The organism is Nonomuraea sp. NPDC049129 (genome assembly GCF_040648495.1).
GTDB lineage: Bacteria > Actinomycetota > Actinomycetes > Streptosporangiales > Streptosporangiaceae > Nonomuraea.
This window is the reverse complement of sequence record NZ_JBEZDU010000015.1, coordinates 125,115-145,264: the sequence shown is the minus strand read 5'-3', so window position 1 is coordinate 145,264 and position 20,150 is coordinate 125,115. Positions and strand designations below refer to the sequence as shown.

18 protein-coding genes and 2 pseudogenes are annotated in these 20,150 nt (G+C 68.8%); 10 read left to right on the top strand and 10 right to left on the bottom strand.

Translation table 11 applies throughout. The features are described 5' to 3' along the window. Nucleotides 1-50: 50 nt before the first annotated feature. Together AB0B64_RS38050 and AB0B64_RS38045 are read right to left on the bottom strand one after the other, a co-directional pair. Nucleotides 51-1,766, bottom strand: a complete 1,716-nt coding sequence (locus tag AB0B64_RS38050) for an ABC transporter ATP-binding protein (RefSeq protein WP_358183806.1) — start codon at nucleotides 1,764-1,766, stop codon at nucleotides 51-53. Further along, nucleotides 1,763-3,583 carry an ABC transporter ATP-binding protein gene (locus AB0B64_RS38045; protein WP_357956601.1) on the bottom strand — a complete coding sequence of 607 codons (1,821 nt, stop codon included), beginning with the start codon at nucleotides 3,581-3,583 and terminating at the stop codon, nucleotides 1,763-1,765. The genes AB0B64_RS38050 and AB0B64_RS38045 overlap by 4 nt, the downstream gene beginning before the upstream one ends. Before the next feature lie 1,117 nt (nucleotides 3,584-4,700). Between AB0B64_RS38045 and AB0B64_RS38040 the strand changes: the two genes are divergently transcribed. Then, entirely contained in the window at nucleotides 4,701-5,360 is a 660-nt protein-coding gene (locus AB0B64_RS38040; RefSeq protein WP_357956599.1) for a recombinase family protein, read from the top strand. A gap of 13 nt (nucleotides 5,361-5,373) precedes the next feature. On the opposite strand, the pseudogene AB0B64_RS38035 reads toward AB0B64_RS38040, so the two are convergent. Next, nucleotides 5,374-6,507 (bottom strand): annotated as a pseudogene (locus tag AB0B64_RS38035) (transposase); the annotation flags it as partial. 533 nt (nucleotides 6,508-7,040) lie between these two features. On the opposite strand from AB0B64_RS38035, the gene AB0B64_RS38030 reads away from it, so the two are divergent. The 3 genes from AB0B64_RS38030 (at nucleotide 7,041) to AB0B64_RS38020 (ending at nucleotide 7,947) form a co-directional block, all read left to right on the top strand. Further along, nucleotides 7,041-7,454: a RidA family protein gene (locus tag AB0B64_RS38030; protein WP_358183803.1), complete on the top strand. Its 414-nt coding sequence runs from the start codon at nucleotides 7,041-7,043 to the stop codon at nucleotides 7,452-7,454. Between the two features lie 69 nt (nucleotides 7,455-7,523). Then, nucleotides 7,524-7,781 carry a hypothetical protein gene (locus AB0B64_RS38025; RefSeq protein WP_357956593.1) on the top strand — a complete coding sequence of 86 codons (258 nt, stop codon included), beginning with the start codon at nucleotides 7,524-7,526 and terminating at the stop codon, nucleotides 7,779-7,781. Next, on the top strand, nucleotides 7,774-7,947 hold the full coding sequence (locus AB0B64_RS38020; protein ID WP_357956590.1) for a nuclear transport factor 2 family protein: 174 nt from the start codon (nucleotides 7,774-7,776) through the stop codon (nucleotides 7,945-7,947). The genes AB0B64_RS38025 and AB0B64_RS38020 overlap by 8 nt, the downstream gene beginning before the upstream one ends. Nucleotides 7,948-7,951: 4 nt before the next feature. Here the strand turns inward: AB0B64_RS38020 and AB0B64_RS38015 are convergent, their stop codons facing one another. The 4 genes from AB0B64_RS38015 to AB0B64_RS38000 form a co-directional block, all read right to left on the bottom strand. Next, on the bottom strand, nucleotides 7,952-8,749 hold the full coding sequence (locus AB0B64_RS38015) for a MerR family transcriptional regulator (RefSeq protein ID WP_358183801.1): 798 nt from the start codon (nucleotides 8,747-8,749) through the stop codon (nucleotides 7,952-7,954). A gap of 23 nt (nucleotides 8,750-8,772) precedes the next feature. Then, entirely contained in the window at nucleotides 8,773-9,597 is an 825-nt protein-coding gene (locus tag AB0B64_RS38010; protein ID WP_357956586.1) for an alpha/beta fold hydrolase, read from the bottom strand. A gap of 54 nt (nucleotides 9,598-9,651) precedes the next feature. Then, nucleotides 9,652-10,593, bottom strand: coding sequence for an RNA polymerase sigma-70 factor (locus AB0B64_RS38005; protein WP_357956584.1), 942 nt, complete (start codon nucleotides 10,591-10,593; stop codon nucleotides 9,652-9,654). Between the two features lie 198 nt (nucleotides 10,594-10,791). Then, nucleotides 10,792-11,763, bottom strand: coding sequence for an NAD(P)-dependent oxidoreductase (locus AB0B64_RS38000; RefSeq protein WP_357956581.1), 972 nt, complete (start codon nucleotides 11,761-11,763; stop codon nucleotides 10,792-10,794). Nucleotides 11,764-11,907: 144 nt separating this feature from the next. On the opposite strand from AB0B64_RS38000, the gene AB0B64_RS37995 reads away from it, so the two are divergent. Both AB0B64_RS37995 and AB0B64_RS37990 read left to right on the top strand, forming a co-directional pair. Beyond that, nucleotides 11,908-12,303, top strand: a complete 396-nt coding sequence (locus tag AB0B64_RS37995; protein ID WP_358183798.1) for a hypothetical protein — start codon at nucleotides 11,908-11,910, stop codon at nucleotides 12,301-12,303. A 146-nt stretch (nucleotides 12,304-12,449) separates the two neighbouring features. After that, nucleotides 12,450-13,682 (top strand): glycosyltransferase, encoded by a 1,233-nt coding sequence (locus tag AB0B64_RS37990; protein ID WP_357956578.1) that lies wholly within the window; start codon nucleotides 12,450-12,452, stop codon nucleotides 13,680-13,682. Nucleotides 13,683-13,736: 54 nt separating this feature from the next. On the opposite strand, the gene AB0B64_RS37985 is transcribed toward AB0B64_RS37990, so the two are convergent. After that, nucleotides 13,737-14,474: a helix-turn-helix domain-containing protein gene (locus AB0B64_RS37985; RefSeq protein WP_358183795.1), complete on the bottom strand. Its 738-nt coding sequence runs from the start codon at nucleotides 14,472-14,474 to the stop codon at nucleotides 13,737-13,739. 319 nt (nucleotides 14,475-14,793) lie between these two features. Between AB0B64_RS37985 and AB0B64_RS37980 the strand changes: the two genes are divergently transcribed. Then, nucleotides 14,794-16,023 (top strand): serine hydrolase domain-containing protein, encoded by a 1,230-nt coding sequence (locus tag AB0B64_RS37980; protein WP_358184059.1) that lies wholly within the window; start codon nucleotides 14,794-14,796, stop codon nucleotides 16,021-16,023. A gap of 25 nt (nucleotides 16,024-16,048) precedes the next feature. Here the strand turns inward: AB0B64_RS37980 and AB0B64_RS37975 are convergent. Next, nucleotides 16,049-16,246, bottom strand: a pseudogene (locus tag AB0B64_RS37975) (transcriptional regulator); the annotation flags it as partial. A 184-nt stretch (nucleotides 16,247-16,430) separates the two neighbouring features. Between AB0B64_RS37975 and AB0B64_RS37970 the strand changes: the two are divergent. Next, the gene (locus tag AB0B64_RS37970; protein ID WP_358183792.1) at nucleotides 16,431-17,672 is read left to right on the top strand and encodes a serine hydrolase domain-containing protein; all 1,242 of its coding nucleotides are present in this window, start codon (nucleotides 16,431-16,433) and stop codon (nucleotides 17,670-17,672) included. Nucleotides 17,673-17,701: 29 nt separating this feature from the next. Here AB0B64_RS37970 and AB0B64_RS37965 read toward each other — a convergent pair whose 3' ends face one another. Then, entirely contained in the window at nucleotides 17,702-18,490 is a 789-nt protein-coding gene (locus tag AB0B64_RS37965; protein WP_358183789.1) for an MBL fold metallo-hydrolase, read from the bottom strand. Between the two features lie 174 nt (nucleotides 18,491-18,664). Here AB0B64_RS37965 and AB0B64_RS37960 point away from each other — a divergent pair, with 174 nt between their 5' ends. Beyond that, nucleotides 18,665-19,195 carry a tautomerase family protein gene (locus AB0B64_RS37960; protein ID WP_358183786.1) on the top strand — a complete coding sequence of 177 codons (531 nt, stop codon included), beginning with the start codon at nucleotides 18,665-18,667 and terminating at the stop codon, nucleotides 19,193-19,195. 31 nt (nucleotides 19,196-19,226) lie between these two features. Continuing rightward, entirely contained in the window at nucleotides 19,227-20,132 is a 906-nt protein-coding gene (locus tag AB0B64_RS37955; RefSeq protein ID WP_358183783.1) for a DUF4331 family protein, read from the top strand. The last annotated feature ends 18 nt before the right edge of the window (nucleotides 20,133-20,150 follow it).

Genomic DNA, 20,150 nt, shown 5'->3' with positions numbered 1-20,150 from the left:
CCATAACGGCCGTACCGAGGTCCCAAGGCCGGAACACGGGCCCGGCGGGCTCATTCCCGCGCGGCGGGAGCCATGGAGATGTTCCAGAAGCCGGCGTAGCGGCCGCCATGGTCGAGCAGTTCGTCGTGGCTGCCTTCCTCCACGATCCGGCCGCCGTCCAGAAAGACGATGCGGTCGGCGCGCCGGACGGTCCGCATCCTATGCGCCACCATCACCACCGTCCGCCCCGCCATCAGGCGCTCGATGCCCTCGTGGACGGCCGCCTCGTTAACCGGGTCCAGCGCCGAGGTCACCTCGTCCAGCAGCACGATGGGCGCGTTCTTCAGCAGCGCCCGCGCGATCGAGACACGCTGGCGCTCACCACCTGACAGCAGTGCGCCGCCCTCGCCGACCTTCGCAGCCCATCCTCCGGGCAGTCGCTCGATCACTTCGTCCAACCGCGCCGCGGTCGCCGCCGCCCGCACCTCGGCCACGCCTGCGCCGGGACGGCCCAGGCGCACATTCTCCTCGATCGTGCCGTCGAAGAGATGGACATCCTGAAAGACGATGGCGATCCGCGCCATCAACGCCTCGGTGCTGATCGCGCGCACGTCCACGCCTCCCACGCGCACCGCGCCGGCGTCCACGTCGTAGAAGCGCGCCAGCAGCTGCAGCAGCGTGCTCTTGCCCGCGCCGGACGGCCCGACGACCGCGAGCCGCTGTCCCTCGGGGACTGTGAGCGACACTTTGTCGAACACCGTGTGCTCGCCGTGCCGGAAGGCGACGGCGTCGAACTCCAGGCCGTGGTGCGCCGGCTGGATCGGCTCGCGGGGTTCCCGCAGCGGCTCGGTGCGCAGCAACGCCTCGAGTCTGGCCAGCTCCGCACGCGCGCCGCGGAGTTTGCCGCCGACGTCCGACAGCGACAGCAGCGGGTCGGCGCAGCGGGCGGCCAGCACCAGGATCGCCAGGATCTCCGCCGCGCCGATGTTCCCGCCGAGCGCGAGGTAGGCGCCCAGAACCAGGAGCCCGGTGAAGAACGCCTGCACGGTGAGCGTCAGCCCCACGGCGCCGGGCAGCGTCGCCAGCACGCTACGGCGCGAGGCGCGCTGGGCATCCCGAAGCGAGTCGTCGAGCAGCTGGAAGCGTTCGCTGGTCCGGCCGCCGGCCCGCAGCACCGGCTGGGCCTGCAGGAACTCGATCACACGCGCGCCGGCCTCCTGGTCGCGTTCGTGACGCTCGGCGTCGGCGGCGCCCGTCGCGCGCGCCGTCCAAGCCTGGATCGCCGCCACGACGGGTGCGGCGAGCAACGCGGCCAGCCCCATCCGCCAGTTGAAGGCGGTCATCACGGCCACGATGGTCAGGGGCGTGACCAGGGCGGAGATGAACGGTGCCAGCAGATGCGCGGCCACGCCCATGGCTTGCAGGAGGCCGCGGCCGGCCAGGGCGGACACCTCGCCGATGCGACCGGCGTTGTACCAGCCGAGGGGGAGGCGGGCCAGGTGCTCGCCGAGCCGGTGATACATGCCGCGCAACATGGTGGTCCCGACCCGCATGCCGGACAAGTCGCTGATGTAGCGCAGCACGGCGTAGAGGGCGACCGCGGCCCCGAACGCGACCAGCCAGGGCACGGCATCCGCGGGCGTGCTGCCGAGCAGCGCCCGCAGCACCGGGACCAGCAGCGCGTAGGACAAACCTTCGACCACCGCGGTGATCGTCATCAGGATCACGGTGCGGCGCATCGCCCAGGCGTACTCATCTCCGAGCACACGCAGCAGCATTCGGATCATCGGGGCTCGTCTCCTCGCAGTACGCCACCGTGGGTTTTGATCTCGTCGGATTGGTGGGATCGCCAGAACGCGGCGAACCTTCCGCCTCGTGTCAGCAGGTCGGCGGGCCTGCCGCGTTCGACGATCGCTCCGTCCTCCAGCACCACGACAGTGTCAGCGTCGGCGACCGTCTCCAGCCGGTGGGCGATGACGACGATCGTGCGGTCGCCGCTCAGCGTCGCCAGGGCCCGGCGGACCGCCTGTTCGGTCTGCGGGTCGGCGAAGGAGGTCGCTTCGTCCAGCACCAGCACGGGAGCGTCGGCAAGCAGCGCGCGGGCGATCGAGATCCGCTGCGCCTCGCCTCCGGACAGCTTGGCCTCTTCACCGAGCATCGTGTCGTATCCGTGCGGCAGCTGGAGGATGCGGTCGTGGATGCCGGCCAGCCGGGCGGCGCGGATTACGTCGTCGCGGCCGGCCCGCGGCACCGCCAGCGCGATGTTGTCGGCGACCGAGACGCGCAGCAGACGGACGTCCTGGAAGACGAAGGACACCTGCCGATACAGCTCCCGGCTGCCGATCTCGCGCAGATCGACGCCGCCGAGAAGGACCGACCCGTGGGTGGGGTCGAAGAACCGCGGCAGCAGCTGGACCAGCGTGGACTTGCCGCTTCCCGACGGCCCGACGACCGCGGTGACCGTCCCTGGCTCCAGCACCAGGTCGATGCCGCGCAGCACCTCGTGGTCAGCGTCGTAGGCGAAGCGGACGTCACGCAGTTCCACCCGGTGTCCCCGCGGCGGACGCGGGTGGGCGGGTTCGGGCAGCGGCCGGACCGCTAGCACGTCTTTGATCCGGCCGACCGCGCGGCCGGCGCTCTGCAGGTCGTCGAAGCCGTGGCCGAGCGCCGCCACCGGAGCGGTCAGTCCCAGCCCGAGCAGCAGGAACGGCAGCAGGTCCGCCGGGGCCAGGCCGCCGGAGGTGATCAGAGCCGTGCCGCCGGTCAGCACGATGAGCAGCACGAACGGCGGCGACAGCGCCAGCTGCATCCCGGCGGCGATCACGGACATGCCGCGCACCCAGCGGGAGAAGATGCTGACGAAGTCGTCGGCGGCTGTCAGGAACGTGCGGTGGGCGCGCTCGCCTCCGCCGAATGCCTTGACCACCGAGATGCCTTGCACGAACTCGACGACGGAACTGGCGATCCGTCCCAGGGCCGCATCGTAGGCCTCCTGCTCGCGCGTCCTGGCGGGCAGCATCAGCAGCGGGACCAGCGCTATCGCCAGCACCACCGGGATCAACGTGATCAGCGTGAGCCGCCAGTCGACGGTGAACAAGTAGATCAGCGACACCAGCGGCACCACGAACGCGGCGACGAGCTCGCCGGGGGCGTGGGCGATGAACGGATGCACGGCACTCACGTCCTCGCCCACCACCTTGGCCAGCTCACCGGTGCGGCGCCGGGAGAACCAGCCGATCGGGACGCGTCCCAGCGACGCGGCCAACTGCCGGCGGAACGTCAGTTGCACCCGGCTGTCGAGAACATGCCCGATCCCCGACGATGCGGCGGTGAACAGCAGCCGGACGAACAGGCCGGCCGCACCCGCGATCACCACAGTCCAGACGTGAGCGTGATCGATCGGGCCGGGCGACAGCAGGGCACGGCCCAGTTCGACGACCGCCAGCAACGGGGCCAGACCCGTGAGCGCGCCGATGACCTGCAAGATCACCACGGCCGCGAAGCTTCGCAGATGGGGACGCAACAGCCGGGTCATGCTCTGTCCCGCCGCGGAATCGGCATGCGATTGCTTGGTCGCCCGAGCGAGGTCGCTGGTGGTGGTCATCGTTCTCCGGTCTCGTCGATCTCGTCACGACCCGGCCCGTGGCCGAGCCGATGGTGGATGAGGGGCGGCGTATACGGGGTCGGCGTATGAAGGGGCGAGGACCCGGTCGAGCTGGCCTGGCAGGCCGACACCCAGGAGCGGCGTGACTGCGCCCCTACCAGCGCGGGCACCGCCCTGCCCACCGCCCAGGCCTTCACCCGCACCCACCCGTCACGGATGCCGGACGTGGCTGACCGGTCTGCCTGTGGCACTCCACAAACATGCAGACTGACGCCCGCCAGCGGCACGCCCTCACCGCCCTACTGGTCGCAGGCGCCCCCGTCTACGAAGACCCCGCCCTCTCCAGTCGGCGGCTCTCTCGACCGCGGCCTTCACCACGCGGCTCGATGTCGTACTCATTCATGCGGAGACTGTGCACGGGCGGTCGACTATCAGTCTTGGACAAATGTTCCCGCGGAGTCGAAGGCCGACCGTCCGCCACCATCGTCTGGATCGGGGTTGCCGTGCGTTAGCGGTCATCGGGAAACCCGGATTGGCGGCCATGACGACCCTGGCGGACGGCCATGGGTGCAGGCAGATGGCCAGGAGAATCCCGGCGGGTGGACTCGTCTTCTGAAGGGCCGACCTGCGTACCGGATTGGGTGGGACACGGCCACCTATAGCCAGATCGGCGCCTCGCTCGCTGGCCACCAGGGCCGCGTGTTCGGGGTGAGCCGAACGATCTTCTATCGACGGCATGCACGACTGGCGGGAGACCACCTTTGACCAGGGAGGAGTGGTCACAGTATGCGCCCAGCGCACCGTATGAGCCAGGGTGCTGACTAGATGCTTGCGTCCAAGCGGTCTTGCCGGTGTTCAGTGGTCGTAGCGGGTCAGTGACCGCTTGGTCGGCCGACGAATTAGGAACCGAAGATCGTCAGGCGTTCCAAGGCACCAAACTTGGCCCTGTCGGGATTAGAAGATTTAACGACACCCTCTGATCGAGCCCCGAAAGCCCTCTCGAAAATCGGACATCGAGCGACGAACCGTGACGCCGGATGGCCGATTCCGCACACGAATTGACGACAGGATTTTCCGACAGAAGAATCGGGCTCCAGCCCTTCCCGAGGAGAGCCTGGTGCGGATCGTCTACTCCCGCGTCTCCACCGCGGCCCAGTCCCTGCTGCGGCAGCGCCACATCCTCACCGAGGCCGGCCTTCTCGTGCGCACCGAAGGCGTCGCCGAGGGATTCCGGCCGGCCGACGGCGTCCTCCTCTTCGAGGATCCCGCCACCACCTCCAAGATCCCCGCCCTCGACCGGCCCGCGTTCGGCAAGATCGCCGCCAAGGCGCACCCCGGCGACACCCTTACGGTCTCGGAGCTGTTCCGGCTCTGCCGCGATCTGCTCGACATCCACGCCGTCCGCAACTGGTGCCAAGCCCGCGGCGTCGCCCTGCGCGTCCTGTCCGGACCGCTGTCGAACTTCTACGACCTCGCCGCCAACGACGCCACCACCGCCGTCATCATCAACGTGATCACCGCAGTCGGCCAGTTCCAACGTGACATCCAGAACGAGCTCACCGTCGAGGGGATCGCCGCCGCCGAGGCCGAAGGCCGCTACCGCGGCCGGCCGCCCGCGCTGGACGGTGACCGGCGCGAGGACGTGCGGGCGGCCTTCCACGAGGGCACCTCGATCGCTGCCCTGGCACGGGCTCATGGGGTTAGCCGGGCGGCCGTGCGAACCGCCCTGGCCGACCTGCTACCCGGCCAGGGCGACCTACCCCGGCCATCGGCGTGATCGACGGGAAGGGTCAGGCGACCAGGCCGAGGTCAAGACGGCGGCCCATGTCGATGTCGATCGTGCCGTACAGGTTGGCGTTGGACCAGAACAGCGGCGAAAGGCCTCGCTTGTCGGCGTCGGTCAGCTTCTTCTGCCAGGCGGGGTCCTTGAGGATGGACTGAACCAGCAAGGTGTTGATGAAGACCAGCGCCGACTGGAGCAGGTGAAGGCTGAGCATGGAGACCTCCTGATGTTCCTTGTCGCTGCCGGGGATGGTGCCGGCGCTGCCGTAGAACAGGTCGGTGTTGGCGGAGTTCCAGTTCTCCACGACCTGCAGGCCCTCGTGGATCTCGCGGCGCAGTTCCTGCGAGGCGACGTACTCGGCGACGAACACGCTCTTGACCGCCTTGCCGAGTTCCTCGATGGCCTTGTAGGTGGGGTGCTTGGGGCCGCCGCGGGTGAAGCGGCGCAGCACCTGCTCGGCCTCGGCCGTGCCTAGCCGCAGGGCGGTGGCGTACTTCGCCATCTGGTCGTACTGCTGAGCGATGATCTCCCAGTCGATCGGCTTGTCGGCCACCATGCCGGTCAGGCAGGACGGGACCTCGTCATCGGCGTCGGCCTTCACCAGCTTCTGCCGGGCGATGTTCTTCATCCGGGGCAGCAGCTTGAACCCCAGCAAGTAGGAGAACGCGAACCCGACCAGCGACTGGCCATGACTATCTGTGTACTGGCGATCGATCGTGGCGTCGGTGCAGTGCCGCAGCACGCCCTCCATCATCGCGGCGACCTCGGAGGCGTTGCAGGAGCGAAGCTGGGAGTAGACGCACACCGACTTGCGGTCCACGTGCCAATAGATCATGACACCGGGGCCGCCGTGCCGGGCGTGGTACTCGGTCATCAGGTTCGACGACCACGACCCGAACTTCTTCGAATCCGACGCGCACGCGGTCCCGTTGCCCCACCACAGCGGATCCCGCATCCTCAAGGTGGCGTTGACCAGGGTCGCTATCGCCGCTCGCAGGTTGTCGCGGTTGACGAACAGATGCCGGGTCGCCCGCAGCGCCGCCTCGCTCTCGCCATGCTGGCCGCCGTCGGCGACCCGTTTGATCCCCACGTTCGTGCCAAGCGCGTACAGCACCAGGCCCGTCGCAGCTTGACGATCTCTTCCAGCAGCGTCTCCAGCCCCAGCCGCCCGGGGTCGGACTTCAGCTCCAGCAGGAAGCCGTCCTCACCCGTGGCCAGCTCCCACAGCGACCGCGCCGAGTCTGCCGACAGCCCGTTCAGCACATGCAGGCAGAACCCCAGACGGGTCGCCCCCGTCTTGTTCCCCACCAGTTCCAGTCGCCGTCCAGCAGCGTCCAAGCCGCGATCAGCTCTTCCGGCTCCCACTCCCGCCGCACCCGAACCCGCCCTCCACCTGACCGTCTCCGACACGAACACGATCAAGCAGAAACCCCACCCGCCCAGCCGGATTCACCGCTCCGAAACGACCACGAATCGCAATCGTGATGTCTCATTCCGTTACCTGGCGGCTGGGGACATCTTCGGGAGCGGAGGGCCGTCCAGGCTCGCCTGGCGCGAGACGGTGTCCGCGCCACCCTGCTCGCGACCGGCTGCGGGTGGGCTTCCACTACTTCAACAACAGCTCCGATGTCGAACGAGCCGCGAACGCGCTATTTGATCAACGAGGTGAGCGAGATGCCCAAGCGCTGGAACCCGGTCGGCGTGCTGGCACCCATTGGCAATTACACTCACGTGGCCACGGTGCCGGAGAACACCACGCTGGTGTTCGTCTCGGGGCAGGTGGGGAACCTGCGAGACAGCTCACTCGCGGGCCCGGACGCCCTGTCGCAGACCCGGCAGGTGTTCGCGAATCTGCGGTCCGTGCTCGATGAGTTCGGGGCGACGCCGGACGATGTGGTGAAGCCGCCGACCTTCGTATCGGGCACCGAGCAGCTGCCCGGCTTCTTCGCCGCCCGGGACGAGGTTTTCGCCGAGTGGTATCCCGACGGCGACGTCCCGGCGCACTCCCTGGCCGTCGTCGCCGCACTTGCCTCCCCGGAGCTCACCGTGGAGATCGAGGCCGTCATAGCGGTACGTGACGACGCCTGAGCCTCTTTCAGTGCGGCTGTCCGGCCTATCGGTCGTTCGAAGACGGTGCGCAGGACGACCGTGGAGTTGATGTGTGAGATCGCCGGGATCGCGCGGATACGGTCGAGCGTCGCCGAGACCGCTTTGCGCACCGCGCGAACAGTGCTCCCCGCGCCTGCCGACCGGCCCGAGCACCTGGCGCCACACCCGAGCCAGGCGGCCGGGTGCGTGTGGGAGCTGAGCGTCACCGACTTCGAGCGGCGTGCCTGGATGACGCACGTCCTCGCCAACCCCGGCGGGCCGGACCTGGACGCCTACCTCGCACAGGAGTACAACGACGATGTCTGAGTCTGAGACGAGCCCGCGTGAATGCCTGGCCCGCTTCGCCGACGCCTGGGCCAGGCGCGACGTCGGCGCACTGCTGGAGCTGATGACCGAGGACGCGGTCTATGCCGCGTCGGTCGGCCCCGAGCCGGGCCGTATGCCTCAAGGACGCCTACAGGAAGACCGGTAGCGCGTCAAAGGTCCGGCGTGCTTGTCGCCCGCGTGGACTCCACGCGCTTGAGCTTGGTCCAGCCGGTCCAGCCTCGCTTCTTCAGCAGCTCGATCAGCCGACGGGCCGGCGGCACAGTGTCGAACGCCAACGTGTCCATCAGCTTGACGAGCGGTGGTTCGATGTCGATGTCGTCGACGTAGTCCTCGCCCTTCTCCTCGGCCAGCCGCGTGATGTAGGCGGCCAGCTTGTCAGCCAGCTCGACCAGCCGCGGGTCGCCGGCGTGCCGGTCGAGTGCCTGGCTCAGGGTGAGAAAGAAATCGATGAGCCGCGGGTCGGCGATCTGCTCCCGTTTGCGGGCCATCCACTCCGGGACCCGCTCGGGGGAGTGCGCGGCCAGCAGGATCCAGCCGTCGCGCTCGGCCTGGACGATCCGCTCGTCGACCCCGAGCGCGCGCAGCCGGTCGAGATAATCGACCACCTCCGGGGGCAGCGTCAAGCTGTCCCCGGCGGCGAGCCGGGCGATCCGCTCACGGTGGCGTTGTCGCTGCCGGATCTCCGCCCGCAGCCGCTTGTCGATGTCCGCGACCGCCGTGGCGAACTCCGCCTCGCCGGCCTGGAGCAGCTCACGTACGCGCGCCAGTGGGACTCCGGCCTCGGCGAGGGTACGGATCTTGATCAGTTCGACTACGGCGCCCGCGTCGTATCGGCGGTAGCCGGAGTGGTCTCGCTCCGGCTCCGGCAGCAGTCCTTTGGCGTGGTAGTGCCGCACCGCGCGTACCGTCACTCCGGCGTAGGACGCCAGCTCACCGATGGTCAGCATCAGAGCAGCATCTCAGGGGTTGCTTAAGAAGTCGCCTGGCCGGTTTGGGCACCTCGGATGATCTGGGCGATTTCCGGGGCGTGGGTGAAGACCAGTTGGTGGTCGGCGTCGAGCCAGGACATGGCGAGGTGCGGCTGCTCACGGATCAGCCGCTCGCCACCGGCGCGCCAGTTCCGGTTGAACCGCGGTGCGTGCCCTTCGCCGCTGTCGCCGGCCATCGAGGTCGACATGATCAGGCGGATGGGCCGGTCGATCTTCTCGTACCGGTCGAGGATCCTGGATCGGACCGCATCGATCTCGATGTTCAGGTCGAGAATCTCCTGGGCGGTGAGCAGCACCTGACGCGCGGTGCCCCGCTCGGCCTGCTGCCGCGTCGCCAGGTCCGCCCACATGGCGCGGAACTCCGGCAGGAGGGCCTCGGTGATGAACGGCTCAGGCACCGGGTTCGCCCCGTCGATGAGAACGAGGTCGGCGACGGCGCCGGGATGCTCGGCGGCATAGTGTACGGCCAGGTCCGCGCCCAGCGAGTAGCCCACAAGCGTGGGCGCCGCATCCAGCTCCGCCAGCACGGCGGTCAGATCGCTGAGGAACGTCTCGAAGGAGTAGTGGTCGGCGGCCGAGGCGAGGCCATGGCCCCGGAGGTCGAAGGTCAGCACGTCGTGGTCGCGCCGGAGCAGTTCGGTCAGTTCGTGCAGGTGGGCCTGGGTCGAGTTCAGTCCGGGGCACAGGACCAGCGGTCGTCCCCGGCCACCGCGAGTCACCGGGAGCGTGACGCCGTCGTGGTGGACCGTGAAGTGCCGCATCGTCCTGTCGCCCGCCTGCTCCCCATCGTCGTACGCGTTGGTCATGCCACCATGCTGGGACATTGACCCTGGGGCAAGGTCAACCGTCGCGAGTGCGGGTCATCGCAGGGTGAGCGGGGTCTCTGATGCGATGCGGGTCAGCTTCCGCGGGTTGCGGACGTAGTAGAGGCCGGTGATGCGGGCATCCTCGACCTGGACCGCTATGACGCCGTCGATCTCGCCGTTCACGCGAAGGACGAGTGCCGGGTTGCCGTTGACCACGGTGGGGTCGCCGGTGAGTGTGACCTGGGCCTTGCCGAGGCCGCCGACGATGAAGCGGGCCGCCTTCTCGGCGCCGGTGATCGGCCGCGGCGCGGCCTGCTTGACGCCGCCGCCGTCGCTGATGAGGACGACGTCGGGGGCGAGCACGTCGAGCAGGCCCTGGAGATCGCTGGTTTCGAGCGCGCGCCGCAATGACTCCAGAGCCGCCTGGGCCTGGCTGGGGGAGATCGCTTCGCGCGGGCGGCGTGCTTGTACGTGCTGGCGGGCGCGGTGCGCGATCTGGCGGACGGCGGCGGGGGTCTTGCTGACGGTGGTCGCGATCTCGTCGTAGCTGACGTCGAAGACCTCGCGCAGGACGAATACGGCGCGTTCGGTCGGCGAGAGCGTCTCGAGGACGAGCATGAGTGCCATGGACACGCTCTCGGCGAGTTCGAGGTTCTCGGCCACGTCGGGCGTGGTGAGCAGGGGTTCGGGCAGCCAGGGGCCGACGTACGCCTCCTTGCGGCGCTTCATGGTGCGCAGCCGGTCGAGCGAGCGCCGGGTGGTGATCCGCACCAGGTAGGCGCGCTGGTCGTGCACCTGCGTCAGGTCGACCGTCATCCACCGCAGCCAGGTTTCCTGGAGGACGTCTTCGGCGTCGGCGGCCGATCCGAGCATCTCGTAGGCGACGGTGAACAGCAGGTTGCGGTGGGTGACGAACGCCTCGGTGGCGGGGTCCATCTGGGCGGGGCCGGCGAGCGGCTCGGCTGTGCCTGTCGTTGGCTCGCTGCGCTCGTTCATGGCCGGCTCCTGCCTGTTCGCTTCTCAAGTGCGCTGTACGCACAAGACGCCGGTTCTCGCCGCTGTGTGACATCCGTGATCGGTGGTGTACGTCACATGGCCACTCGGCGCGTCGCCGGAAGGTGGCCTGCCGGCGACCCGGCCGCGGCGGCTCAGGCGCTGCTCAAGCTCGTCGAAGCAGCCGGCGGCCGCGGGAAGTCATACGACGAGGGGACGGTCTACCTCGAGCCGGCCGTGTTCGATGAGCCAGCGGACGGACTCGAGTACTGCGGCCTCGGGTTCGTACCGGGGTGCATAGCCGAGAAGTGTCTTGGCCTTGTCAATGGTGAGGCAGTGGCTGCGGTAGAGGTGTTCCCAGCTCACCTGCGCGTGCTCGTCGGTCGTGGTGGCGCGGAACTCCTCCCATGACACGCTCTCCAGCGAAGCCGTCTGCCCGAACCAGCTCGCTGCTTCGTGGGCGAATCCTCGGACGTTCAGGGCCGTTGGGGCGACGACATTGAAGTCCTCCCCGCCCGCCGTGTCAGGATGCGCGATCGCCTTCTCGAAGGCCTGAGCGACATCGTCGGCATGAACGTGATGCATGAGCTCGACGCCGAGTCCGGGGATCTTAAGTGGCTGTCCAGCCGACAGGGTGCGCCAGACGGCAGGGTCCAGGTTGCCGGTCGGTCCGATCGGGTCCCAGCCCGGGCCGACGATGTGCCCGGGGTGCAGTGACGTCGTCACCATGCCGCCGCCGGCGGTCTCGTCCTTCAGCATCCGCGCGATTCGATCCTTCTGGATGCCGTAGTCACCGAATGGTTCCGTCCCTGTCCCTTCGGCGATGGGCGATTTGTGACTCGGCCCGTATCGCCACACGGACCCGCAGTGCAGCAGGTGGCCTGCCTGCCCGCGGAGTCGTTCCACGAGGGCCACGGCGGATTCAAGGGTGAAGCACACCAAGTCGACGACGACATCGGGCCGCAGTCCCGCCACTCTGTCGCCGAAGACGCCCTCGGTGTCCTCTTGCTGGCGATCCGCCGTCACTTGCTGTACGTGCTGCCATTCAGGGGCCTCGGCATAGGCGACCCGGCTTCCCCGGCTGATGTTGAGCACCTCATGACCCGCGCGTACGAGCCGGGGGATGAGGAATGTGCCGATATGTCCGCTTCCCCCAATGACGACAACCCTCATACTGCTCCTCTAAACAGATGTAATACGACTTCCTGTGCTTCGCCCCTGAAGCAAGGCGGAAGTCCGGATGCTGTCTGTCCCACGTGAAGCTATCAAAGCGTCTCGGCGGAGCAGCTCCTGACAATGACCATGAGGGAATGGCCAGTGACGATAGACGACATTCAAGGTCGGCTGGAGAGCCGCGGATGGCAGGCCGTGAGCGGCGAAGGGTGGCGATGGATCGACCACACGTACCAGAACGACGCGGCGACGCTCCGGATCAGGTGTCTGCCCGACGTCAACGTGATCCGATTCGACTTCGCATCCGAGGAGCGCCTGGCGGGGCTCTCCATCTCCTTCGACGACCACCTGGACCAGATTCTCGATCTGATCATCCGTGCCCAGTCGTCACTGTCCGAGGAGACCTGGCGGCCCTTCATCGCTTCGCTGATCGAGCTGTCTCCCCAGGTCCTCTCGCTGGCTGACGAGGACGGCGAGGACGGGGTGATCACCGGACCGGACGAGGGCGTGGCCTCGCTGCGCGAGATCGACTGGGAGTGAAGAGTGGCCTGACGCGCGGCGTAGGAGGGATGACCACTCCTTCCACTTCCAACCTATAGCGCATGGGGGGCCTTGCCACAAGGCCCGGGTCATGCCGCACAATCACCCCTCGACGCTGGAAACGTACGAAAAATGGGGGTCGTGGAATGCGCGTTGTGCTGGTGACCTACGGGTCGCGCGGGGACGTCGGGCCGATGACGGGCCTGGCGGTGCGGCTGAAGGCTCTGGGCGCCGAGGTGCGGATGTGCGCGCCGCCGGACTTCGCGCAGCTGCTGGACGGCATCGACGTGCCGCTGACTCCCCTCGGCTGGCCGATCCGCGCGCTGGCGACGGGGGCGGTCCCCGGCAAGACGAGCCTGTCCGACATCGCCGCCGAGCTGACCGCCATGGCCTACGAGGCGGTCGCCGGGCCGGCCGAGGGCTGCGCCGCGGTGGTGGCCACCGGCTCGTTCCCGGCCGTGGCCGGTGCGCGGGCGGCGGCCGAGAAGCTGGGCGTGCCCTATGTGTTCACGTCGTTCTCTCCGAGTTACCTGCCGTCGCCGCACCGTCCGCCTCGCCCCTGGCCGGGTCAGGAGGTCCCCGCGGGGGTGACCGACAACCGGGCGCTGTGGGATCTCGACGCCGAGCACAAGAACGCGCTCTTCGGCGAGATGATCAACGCCCACCGGGTCTCGATCGGCCTGCCGCCGGTGGACGCCGTCCGCGACTATGCCTTCACCGACCGCCCGTTCCTGGCGGCCGACCCGGTCCTGGGCCCGTGGCAGGAGACGCCGGACCTTGACGTGGTACAGACCGGCGCGTGGATCCGCCCGGACGAGCGCCCGCTGCCGGCCGATCTGGAGGCGTTCCTTGCCGCCGGCGCGGAGCCGGTGTACGTGGGCTTCGGCAGCATGCCCATGCGGGGCGCGAGCGCGCGGGAAATCTCCCGGGCCGTCATCGAGGCGGTACGGACACACGGCCGCCGGGTCCTGCTCGGGAGTGGCTGGGCCGATCTGGCCCTGATCGACGACCGGGACGACTGCTTCGTGGTCGGCGAGGTCAACCATCAGGAGCTGTTCGGCCGGGTGGCCGCGGTCGTGCACCACGGCGGCGCGGGCACCACGGCGACGGCGGCCCGTGCCGGGGCGCCGCAGGTGATCGTGCCTCAGGTCGCCGACCAGCCGTACTGGGCGAGCCGGGTGACCGAGCTGGGCATCGGTACGGGACACGACGGTCCGACGCCGACCGCCGAGTCGCTGTCGGCCGCGCTCAAGATCGCTCTGGCTCCCGAGACCGGTGCCCGCGCGGCCGCCGTGGCGGAGAAGGTCCGCATCGACGGGGCGGAGGTGGCCGCCAACCTCGTGCTCGACATGATCGGCCGGATGGGGTCCGCGGGCTGATCCCCGAAGGCCCGCATGGACAGGCGCTTCGCGCAGGTCCCGCGGTGGCGCGCGTCAAGAAGAGGCGGTCGGCGGGTGGGCGCTCCGGGCGGTCTGGTTCTGCACCCACTCCTCCATGACCTGCCGGAAGGCCCCGCTCAGGAGGAAAAGAAGTTCGGCGGATGACTCGAAGCGGGCGCCCGCCGGGGTGGTGGCCCCGAGAATCTCGGCTCCGCGCTGCGATGCGACGGCCAGGGTCTCGTTCATCTGCAGAGCCGCGCGGAGCGTCCCGAGCCAGATCTGATCGTCGATGACATAGCGTTCGCGGCGCGCGCCCGGGGCGCGTTCGCGGCTGAGCATTCCCTGCTGTTCGAGGAAGGCGATGGCGTGGGAGATCGACGCGGGGCTGACGCGTAGCCGCTGGACCAGGTCGGCGGCGGTGAGGGTGCCGGAGTCGGTGATGTACAGGCAGGCCAGCACCCTGGCCTCCATCCGGGGCAGACCCTGCTGAACGAGGAGGGCGGTGAAGGACTCCGTGAAGTCCCGCACCGCTTGGGGGTCACGCCCGTGGCCGCTGTCGGGGATCGGCGGCGCCGGAGGCTGAGCCTGCTTGTGCCGGCGCGCGCGATGCCGTGTGGCCTCGTGCGCCTGGTCTGCCCCGTAGTCGTCGGGTCCGCCGTTGCGGGTGACCTCCCGCATGATGGTCGAGGCGGGCCGCCCTAGACGCCGGCCGATCTCCGCGTATCCGAGTCCCTCGGCCAGTGCCGCAGCGATGTGCTGACGGTCCTCATTGGTGAGTCTGCCTCCGGGCATCGGTGCTCGTCTCCTGACTCTCGACATGCGCGGGCCGCACACCACCGCAACAGTATGTATTCGCTCGCGGCCCATTGCAATGCAATTCTGATCATCCTTTGCATTCAGTCTCAGCGTCATTGCAACGACGGTCGTATCAGCCATATTTAGCAGGCAAAACAGTCTCTCATTGCTTGTTGACTGATTTATGAACGCAATGTAGTGTCGCAGGCGTTCAGGGATTTCCGAACGGCTCCGGTGGCGCCGCAGAGGGTGTCCCCATGACCGAGCCCCAGACAGGGCTCGCAGAGATCGAACACTGTGCGCGAGGAGATTCATGATGGGAAACAGCAACGGCGGCTTCTCCGAAGCGGGGCTGCGCCGACTGCGTGACGTGCTGGGACGGCATGTCGAGTCCGGGAAGATTCCCGGGCTTGTCGCCCTGGTCGGCCGGGGCGAGGAGACGCACGTCGAGGCGATCGGGACGATGCGTCATGACGGTGGCGCGCCGATGCGCCGCGACACCATCTTCCGGATGGCCTCGACCTCCAAGCCGGTCGCGATGGCGGCGGCGATGGTTCTGCTGGATGAGTGCCGGCTGCGACTGGATGACCTGGTGGAGCCGTGGCTGCCCGAACTCGCCGACCGGCAGGTGCTCAAGCGGATCGACAGCCCGCTGGACGACACCGTGCCCGCGCGGCGGCCGATCACCGTACGGGACCTGCTGACCTCCACGTTCGGGCTCGGCATGGACATGACGGCGCTGGGCACGCCGATCATGGGTGCGATCTTCGAACGGGGGCTCACGCCCGATCTGCCGGAGCCGATGCCCGGGCCGGATGAGTGGATGCGCCGCCTGGGCGAGCTGCCGCTGATGCACCAGCCCGGCGAGCGCTGGCAGTATCAGATCAGCCACGACGTGCTCAGCGTGCTGGTCGCGAGGGTCACCGGCCAGTCGTTCGAGGAATTTCTGGGCGAGCGCATCTTCGACCCGCTGGGCATGACCGACACCGGCTTCCACGTGCCCGCCGACAAGATCGACCGGCTGCCGACCCTGTACGCCCCTGACCCGCAGAGCGGGGAGTTCCACGTGTGGGACGAGGCCGAGGGGGGACGCTGGAGCAAGCCGCCGGCGTTCCAGGGCAGCGGCGGTGGGCTGGTCTCCACCGCCGACGACTACCACGCCTACTTCCGGATGCTGCTCAACCACGGGACGCACGGCGGCGAACGGATCCTGTCGCGGCCCGCCGTCGAGCTGATGACCACCAACCGCCTCACGCCCGAGCAGCAGGCCGCCCGGCACGCCATGGCCACCAACAACGTGCATCTGTCCTTCGGCCAAGGCCAGCACGGCGGCTGGGGCTTCGGGATGGCGGTGCGCACCTACCGCGGTGACTACGCGCCCATCGGCCAGTTCGGCTGGGACGGCGGAGCCGGCACCTCGACCTACGCCGACCCGCACAACCAGCTCGTCGGCATCCTGCTCACCCAAGTTGGGATGTCGGTCCCGAATTCGGCGCGGCTGATCCACGACTTCTGGACCACCCTTTACCAGGCGATCGACGACTGACGCGCTCGACTTGATCCGCAGGGCGTCACACCTGCTGCAGGCCGATCACTCGCAGCATGTCGAGCGCCGTGGCTTCGGGAGATCCCGGCTCGGCGGAGTACCCGAGCACCGTCTGGTGGCCGTCCGGGAGCAGCATGGTGTCGCAGTCGAGCGGGATCGTGCCCAGGTTGGGATGCCTGATGCTCTCGGTCGCGGCACGCCACGGGGAGGAGCGGCCCTCCCGCCAGAGCTCGTTGGCGGGTCTTCCTGGCCGCGCGGGCCGGAGTCGGTGGCCCGTCGCTGGATCAGGCCGCCCCGAGTGCGGCTACCGACATGGGTCTGACTCGCACCGCCAGCTATTCCGTACCGGTAGTCGGTGTTACTTTGTACCGGTAGTCAGTGACGCCGAGTAGATGGAGGCGAGATTCATGATGGGAAACAGCAACGGCGGCTTCTCCGAAGCAGGGTTGCGCAGACTGCGCGAGGTGCTGGAACGGCATGTCGAGTCCGGGAAGATCCCCGGCCTTGTCGCCCTGGTCAGCCGGGGCGAGGAGACGCACGTCGAGGCGCTCGGGACGATGCGCCATGACGGTGGCACGCCGATGCGCCGCGACACGATCTTCCGGATGGCCTCGACGTCCAAGCCGGTCGGGGCGGCGGCGGCGATGGTGCTGGTGGACGAGTGCCGGCTGCGGCTGGACGACCCGGTGGATCCGTGGCTGCCCGAGCTCACTGACCGGCAGGTGCTGACGCGGCCCGACGGACCGCTGGACGACACGGTGCCGGCGCGGCGGCCGATCAGCGTGCGGGACCTGCTCACCTCCACCAACGGACTCGGCATGGACATGACCGCGCCGGGCACCCCGATCATGGGCGCGCTCTTCGAGCGGGGTGTCTACGGCCAGGAGGACGGATGGTTGCTGCCCGCGCCGGACCCGGATGAGTGGATGCGCCGCCTGGGCACGTTGCCGCTGATCTGCCAGCCCGGCGAGCGGTGGATCTACAACATCAGCAACGACCTGCTCGGCGTACTGGTGGCCAGGGTCACCGGGCAGTCGTTCGAGAAGTTCCTGCGTGAGCGGATCTTCGGCCCGCTCGGCATGACCGACACCGGATTCCACGTGCCCGCCGACAAGATCGACCGGCTCCCGCCGCTGTACGCCCCCGACTGGCAGACCGGCGAGTTCCGCGTGGAGGACCCGGCCGAAGGGGGGCACCACAGCACGCCTCCGGCGTTCCAGTCCGGCGGCGGCGGACTCGACTCGACCGCCGACGACTACCACGCCTTCTTCCGGATGCTGCTCAACGGCGGGATTCACGACGGCGAGCGAATCCTGTCCCGGCCGGCGGTCGAGCTGATGACCACCAACCAACTTCCGCCCGAGCAGCTGGCCGCCCGAGTGGCCTGGGGCCGCGACTCCGTCCATCGGGGGTATGGCCTGGGGCAGCACGGCGGCTGGGGGTTCGGCATGGCGGTGCGCACCTACCGGGGCGACTACGCCCCCATCGGCCAGTTCGGCTGGGACGGCGGCAGCGGCACCACCGTCTACGCCGACCCGCACCACCAGCTCGTCGGCATCCTGCTCACCCAGACCGGCATGTCCACCCCGGATTCGGCGCGGGCCATCCACGACTTCTGGACCACCCTCTACCAGGCGATCGACGACTGATCGCGCGGCGGATCAGGCCCGCAGGGACATCAGGAACGGTGCGCGGCGACCCGCAGCGAGGACGACAGTCCCGCCTCGTAGAAGGTCTGCTCCAGCTCGGCCCGGCCTTCCGAGAAGTGCGCCCAGCCGTCGTAGTGCGCTGGGACCACGACCTTCACGCCCAGCACCGCGGCCGCGGCCGCTGCCCGGTGGCTGTCCAATGACAGGGGCCGGCCGTCGAACTTCGCCGCGACCCTGGCCGCGCCGGCGTTCAGCACCGCCACGTCGATCTCCGGCACCCGGCGGGCGATCTCGGCCACGGTACGGATCGAGGCGTTGTCGCCGCTGACGTACACGGTGGCCAGACCATGCCCGGACAGGACGAATCCAGTGACCTCGCAGTTGACGTTGCCGTCGCCGTCACGCTCACCGTCTTCCGGACCGGGTACGGCGGGCACCGCCATCACGGCCAGCTCACCACCTCCGCCCGGGCGTGGGAGGGCGTGGCCTGACCAGGCGGCGAGACCGGCCGACGGCGGCCCGAGCCGGCCCGCCGTCGCGGGACCGGTGAGGATCAACGGCGCGCTCAGCGCGAAGGCACGGCCGCGATCGTCGAGGTTGTCCGGGTGCAGATCATGGCTGACCAGGACAAGGTCGACCGGCCCCACCTCGTCCTCGGTAGCGGCCGGCCCGGCGGTCTTGGTGAGGTAACCGTGGGGCCCGGCGTCGTCGAAGGTCGGGTCGGCGACGATGCGCAGGCCGCCGAGATCGAGGACCGTGGTCGGCCCACCCAGGACCACGGCCGCGCACTCCTGCCGCGCCGGCATCGGATTGGCCATCGCAGGCTCCATTCGGTATCAGCGGGTGAGAGGCCCGCGAAGAACTGCCGTATCAGTGGCTGCTGTCCCTCAGGCCACGAGTCACACAAGCAGTGAGGCGGACGCGTCTGCGCTGACGTTCGACTGCACGCTCGATCGTCCGCTGACAGCCTGCGGGACAACGACCGTAACGGGGTGCTGGGGTCAAGCACCCGTAAAGCTCTTCTTCCGCGCGGTGCAACAAGACGGTGGCCGCCCTTGGTTTCCCAGTTGAGGGGGAATGTCCAGGGCCGTGAGGGGTCATCTCGCGATTGGAGTACCGACAGCCCCCTGCTACGCATCGACGTGGTCCGCGGACGCCGCCCCGACCAGGTCAAGGCCGTCGTCGACGCCGTCCATCACGCGCTGGTGGAGGTTTTGGGGATCCCGGTACGAGATCGCTTCCAGATCGTCACCCAGCACGAGGCAGACGAGATCATCGCTCAGGACGCCGGCCTTGGCTTCGAGCGCGGCGCCGAGGTGGTGATCGTCCAGATCTTCACCCAGCGCGGCCGCAGCGCCGCCGACAAGCAGCGCCTCTACCGCGCTCTCGCCGACCATCTGGACCAGGCCGGGGTCGGCGGCCAGGAGCTGTTCGTCAGCTATGTCGAGAACAGTCCCGAAGACTGGTCGTTCGGCTTCGGCCGCGCCCAGTACGTCGACGGGGAATTGCCGATCCCTGGCTGACCGCCATCGCCAGCGTCGAAGGAGGCACCTGATGTCCGATCATCTCGATGCTCCGAGGATGAAGCCGCCGCATGGCGATGCCCGGATCGACATCACCGATATCTTCGCCTTCCGGCAGCCCGGCGACCAGGACCGCTCGGTCCTGGTCATGTGCGTCAACCCGCTGGCACCGACCATGGGGGAGCGGTTCCACCCGCGGGCCGTGTACAACCTGCACCTGGACACCAACGGCGACGCCGTGGCCGACCTGACCTTCGCGGTCACCTTCTCCGGCGAGGCGGAACAGACGGCGAGGGTGAAACTGGACGGCGAGGTGCTCTTCGCCGGTGCCCCGGTGTGTTTCGGGCCGCGGGCGCAGGCTTCCACCAAGGGGGAGTACCGGTTCTTCGCCGGGATCCGCAGCGATCCGTTCTTCTTCGACCTGGAGGGCTTCAAGGCGGGCATGGCCTTCACGGGGGCCGACTTCTTCGCCGACAAGAACGTCTTCGCGATCGTGCTGGAGGTGCCCAACAGCCTGTTCCTCGAGCAACCGGTCGGCTACTGGACGACGGTGCTGCTGGAGGGCAGGCAGGTCGAGCGGATGGGCCGGCCGCTGATGAACATCGTGTTCACCAGGGACGATGACAAGAACGCCTACAACGCCGGATCACCCGCCGACGACCGGCGCGACCACACCGGCAAGATCGTCGCGGCCCTGCTGGGCGCGGGCGGCGGCTACACCGAGCACGAGGCCACCGAGGTGGCCGGGCAGTTGCTGCCCGACCTGCTCACCTACGACTGCGCCGAGCCGGCCGGCTACCTGAACGGCCGCCAGTTCGCCGACGACATCGTCGACGCGCAGTTGGCCATCCTGACCAAGGGGAACGCGCCCTCCCAGGGGATCAAGCCGCACGGCGACACGCTGACGGTCTTCCCCTACCTGGGCGTCCCGCATTGAATTTCCCAGTCACTGGTC

Excerpts from the sequence above, each read along its gene's own strand:
- AB0B64_RS38050 (WP_358183806.1), bottom strand. The coding sequence starts at position 1,766 with ATGATCCGAATGCTGCTGCGTGTGCTCGGAGATGAGTACGCCTGGGCG.
- AB0B64_RS38045 (WP_357956601.1), bottom strand. The coding sequence starts at position 3,583 with ATGACCACCACCAGCGACCTCGCTCGGGCGACCAAGCAATCGCATGCC.
- AB0B64_RS38030 (WP_358183803.1), top strand. The coding sequence starts at position 7,041 with ATGCCCAAGCGCTGGAACCCGGTCGGCGTGCTGGCACCCATTGGCAAT.
- AB0B64_RS38025 (WP_357956593.1), top strand. The coding sequence starts at position 7,524 with ATGTGTGAGATCGCCGGGATCGCGCGGATACGGTCGAGCGTCGCCGAG.
- AB0B64_RS38020 (WP_357956590.1), top strand. The coding sequence starts at position 7,774 with ATGTCTGAGTCTGAGACGAGCCCGCGTGAATGCCTGGCCCGCTTCGCC.
- AB0B64_RS38015 (WP_358183801.1), bottom strand. The coding sequence starts at position 8,749 with ATGCTGACCATCGGTGAGCTGGCGTCCTACGCCGGAGTGACGGTACGC.
- AB0B64_RS38010 (WP_357956586.1), bottom strand. The coding sequence starts at position 9,597 with ATGACCAACGCGTACGACGATGGGGAGCAGGCGGGCGACAGGACGATG.
- AB0B64_RS38005 (WP_357956584.1), bottom strand. The coding sequence starts at position 10,593 with ATGAACGAGCGCAGCGAGCCAACGACAGGCACAGCCGAGCCGCTCGCC.
- AB0B64_RS38000 (WP_357956581.1), bottom strand. The coding sequence starts at position 11,763 with ATGAGGGTTGTCGTCATTGGGGGAAGCGGACATATCGGCACATTCCTC.
- AB0B64_RS37990 (WP_357956578.1), top strand. The coding sequence starts at position 12,450 with ATGCGCGTTGTGCTGGTGACCTACGGGTCGCGCGGGGACGTCGGGCCG.
- AB0B64_RS37985 (WP_358183795.1), bottom strand. The coding sequence starts at position 14,474 with ATGCCCGGAGGCAGACTCACCAATGAGGACCGTCAGCACATCGCTGCG.
- AB0B64_RS37980 (WP_358184059.1), top strand. The coding sequence starts at position 14,794 with ATGGGAAACAGCAACGGCGGCTTCTCCGAAGCGGGGCTGCGCCGACTG.
- AB0B64_RS37970 (WP_358183792.1), top strand. The coding sequence starts at position 16,431 with ATGATGGGAAACAGCAACGGCGGCTTCTCCGAAGCAGGGTTGCGCAGA.
- AB0B64_RS37965 (WP_358183789.1), bottom strand. The coding sequence starts at position 18,490 with ATGGCCAATCCGATGCCGGCGCGGCAGGAGTGCGCGGCCGTGGTCCTG.
- AB0B64_RS37955 (WP_358183783.1), top strand. The coding sequence starts at position 19,227 with ATGTCCGATCATCTCGATGCTCCGAGGATGAAGCCGCCGCATGGCGAT.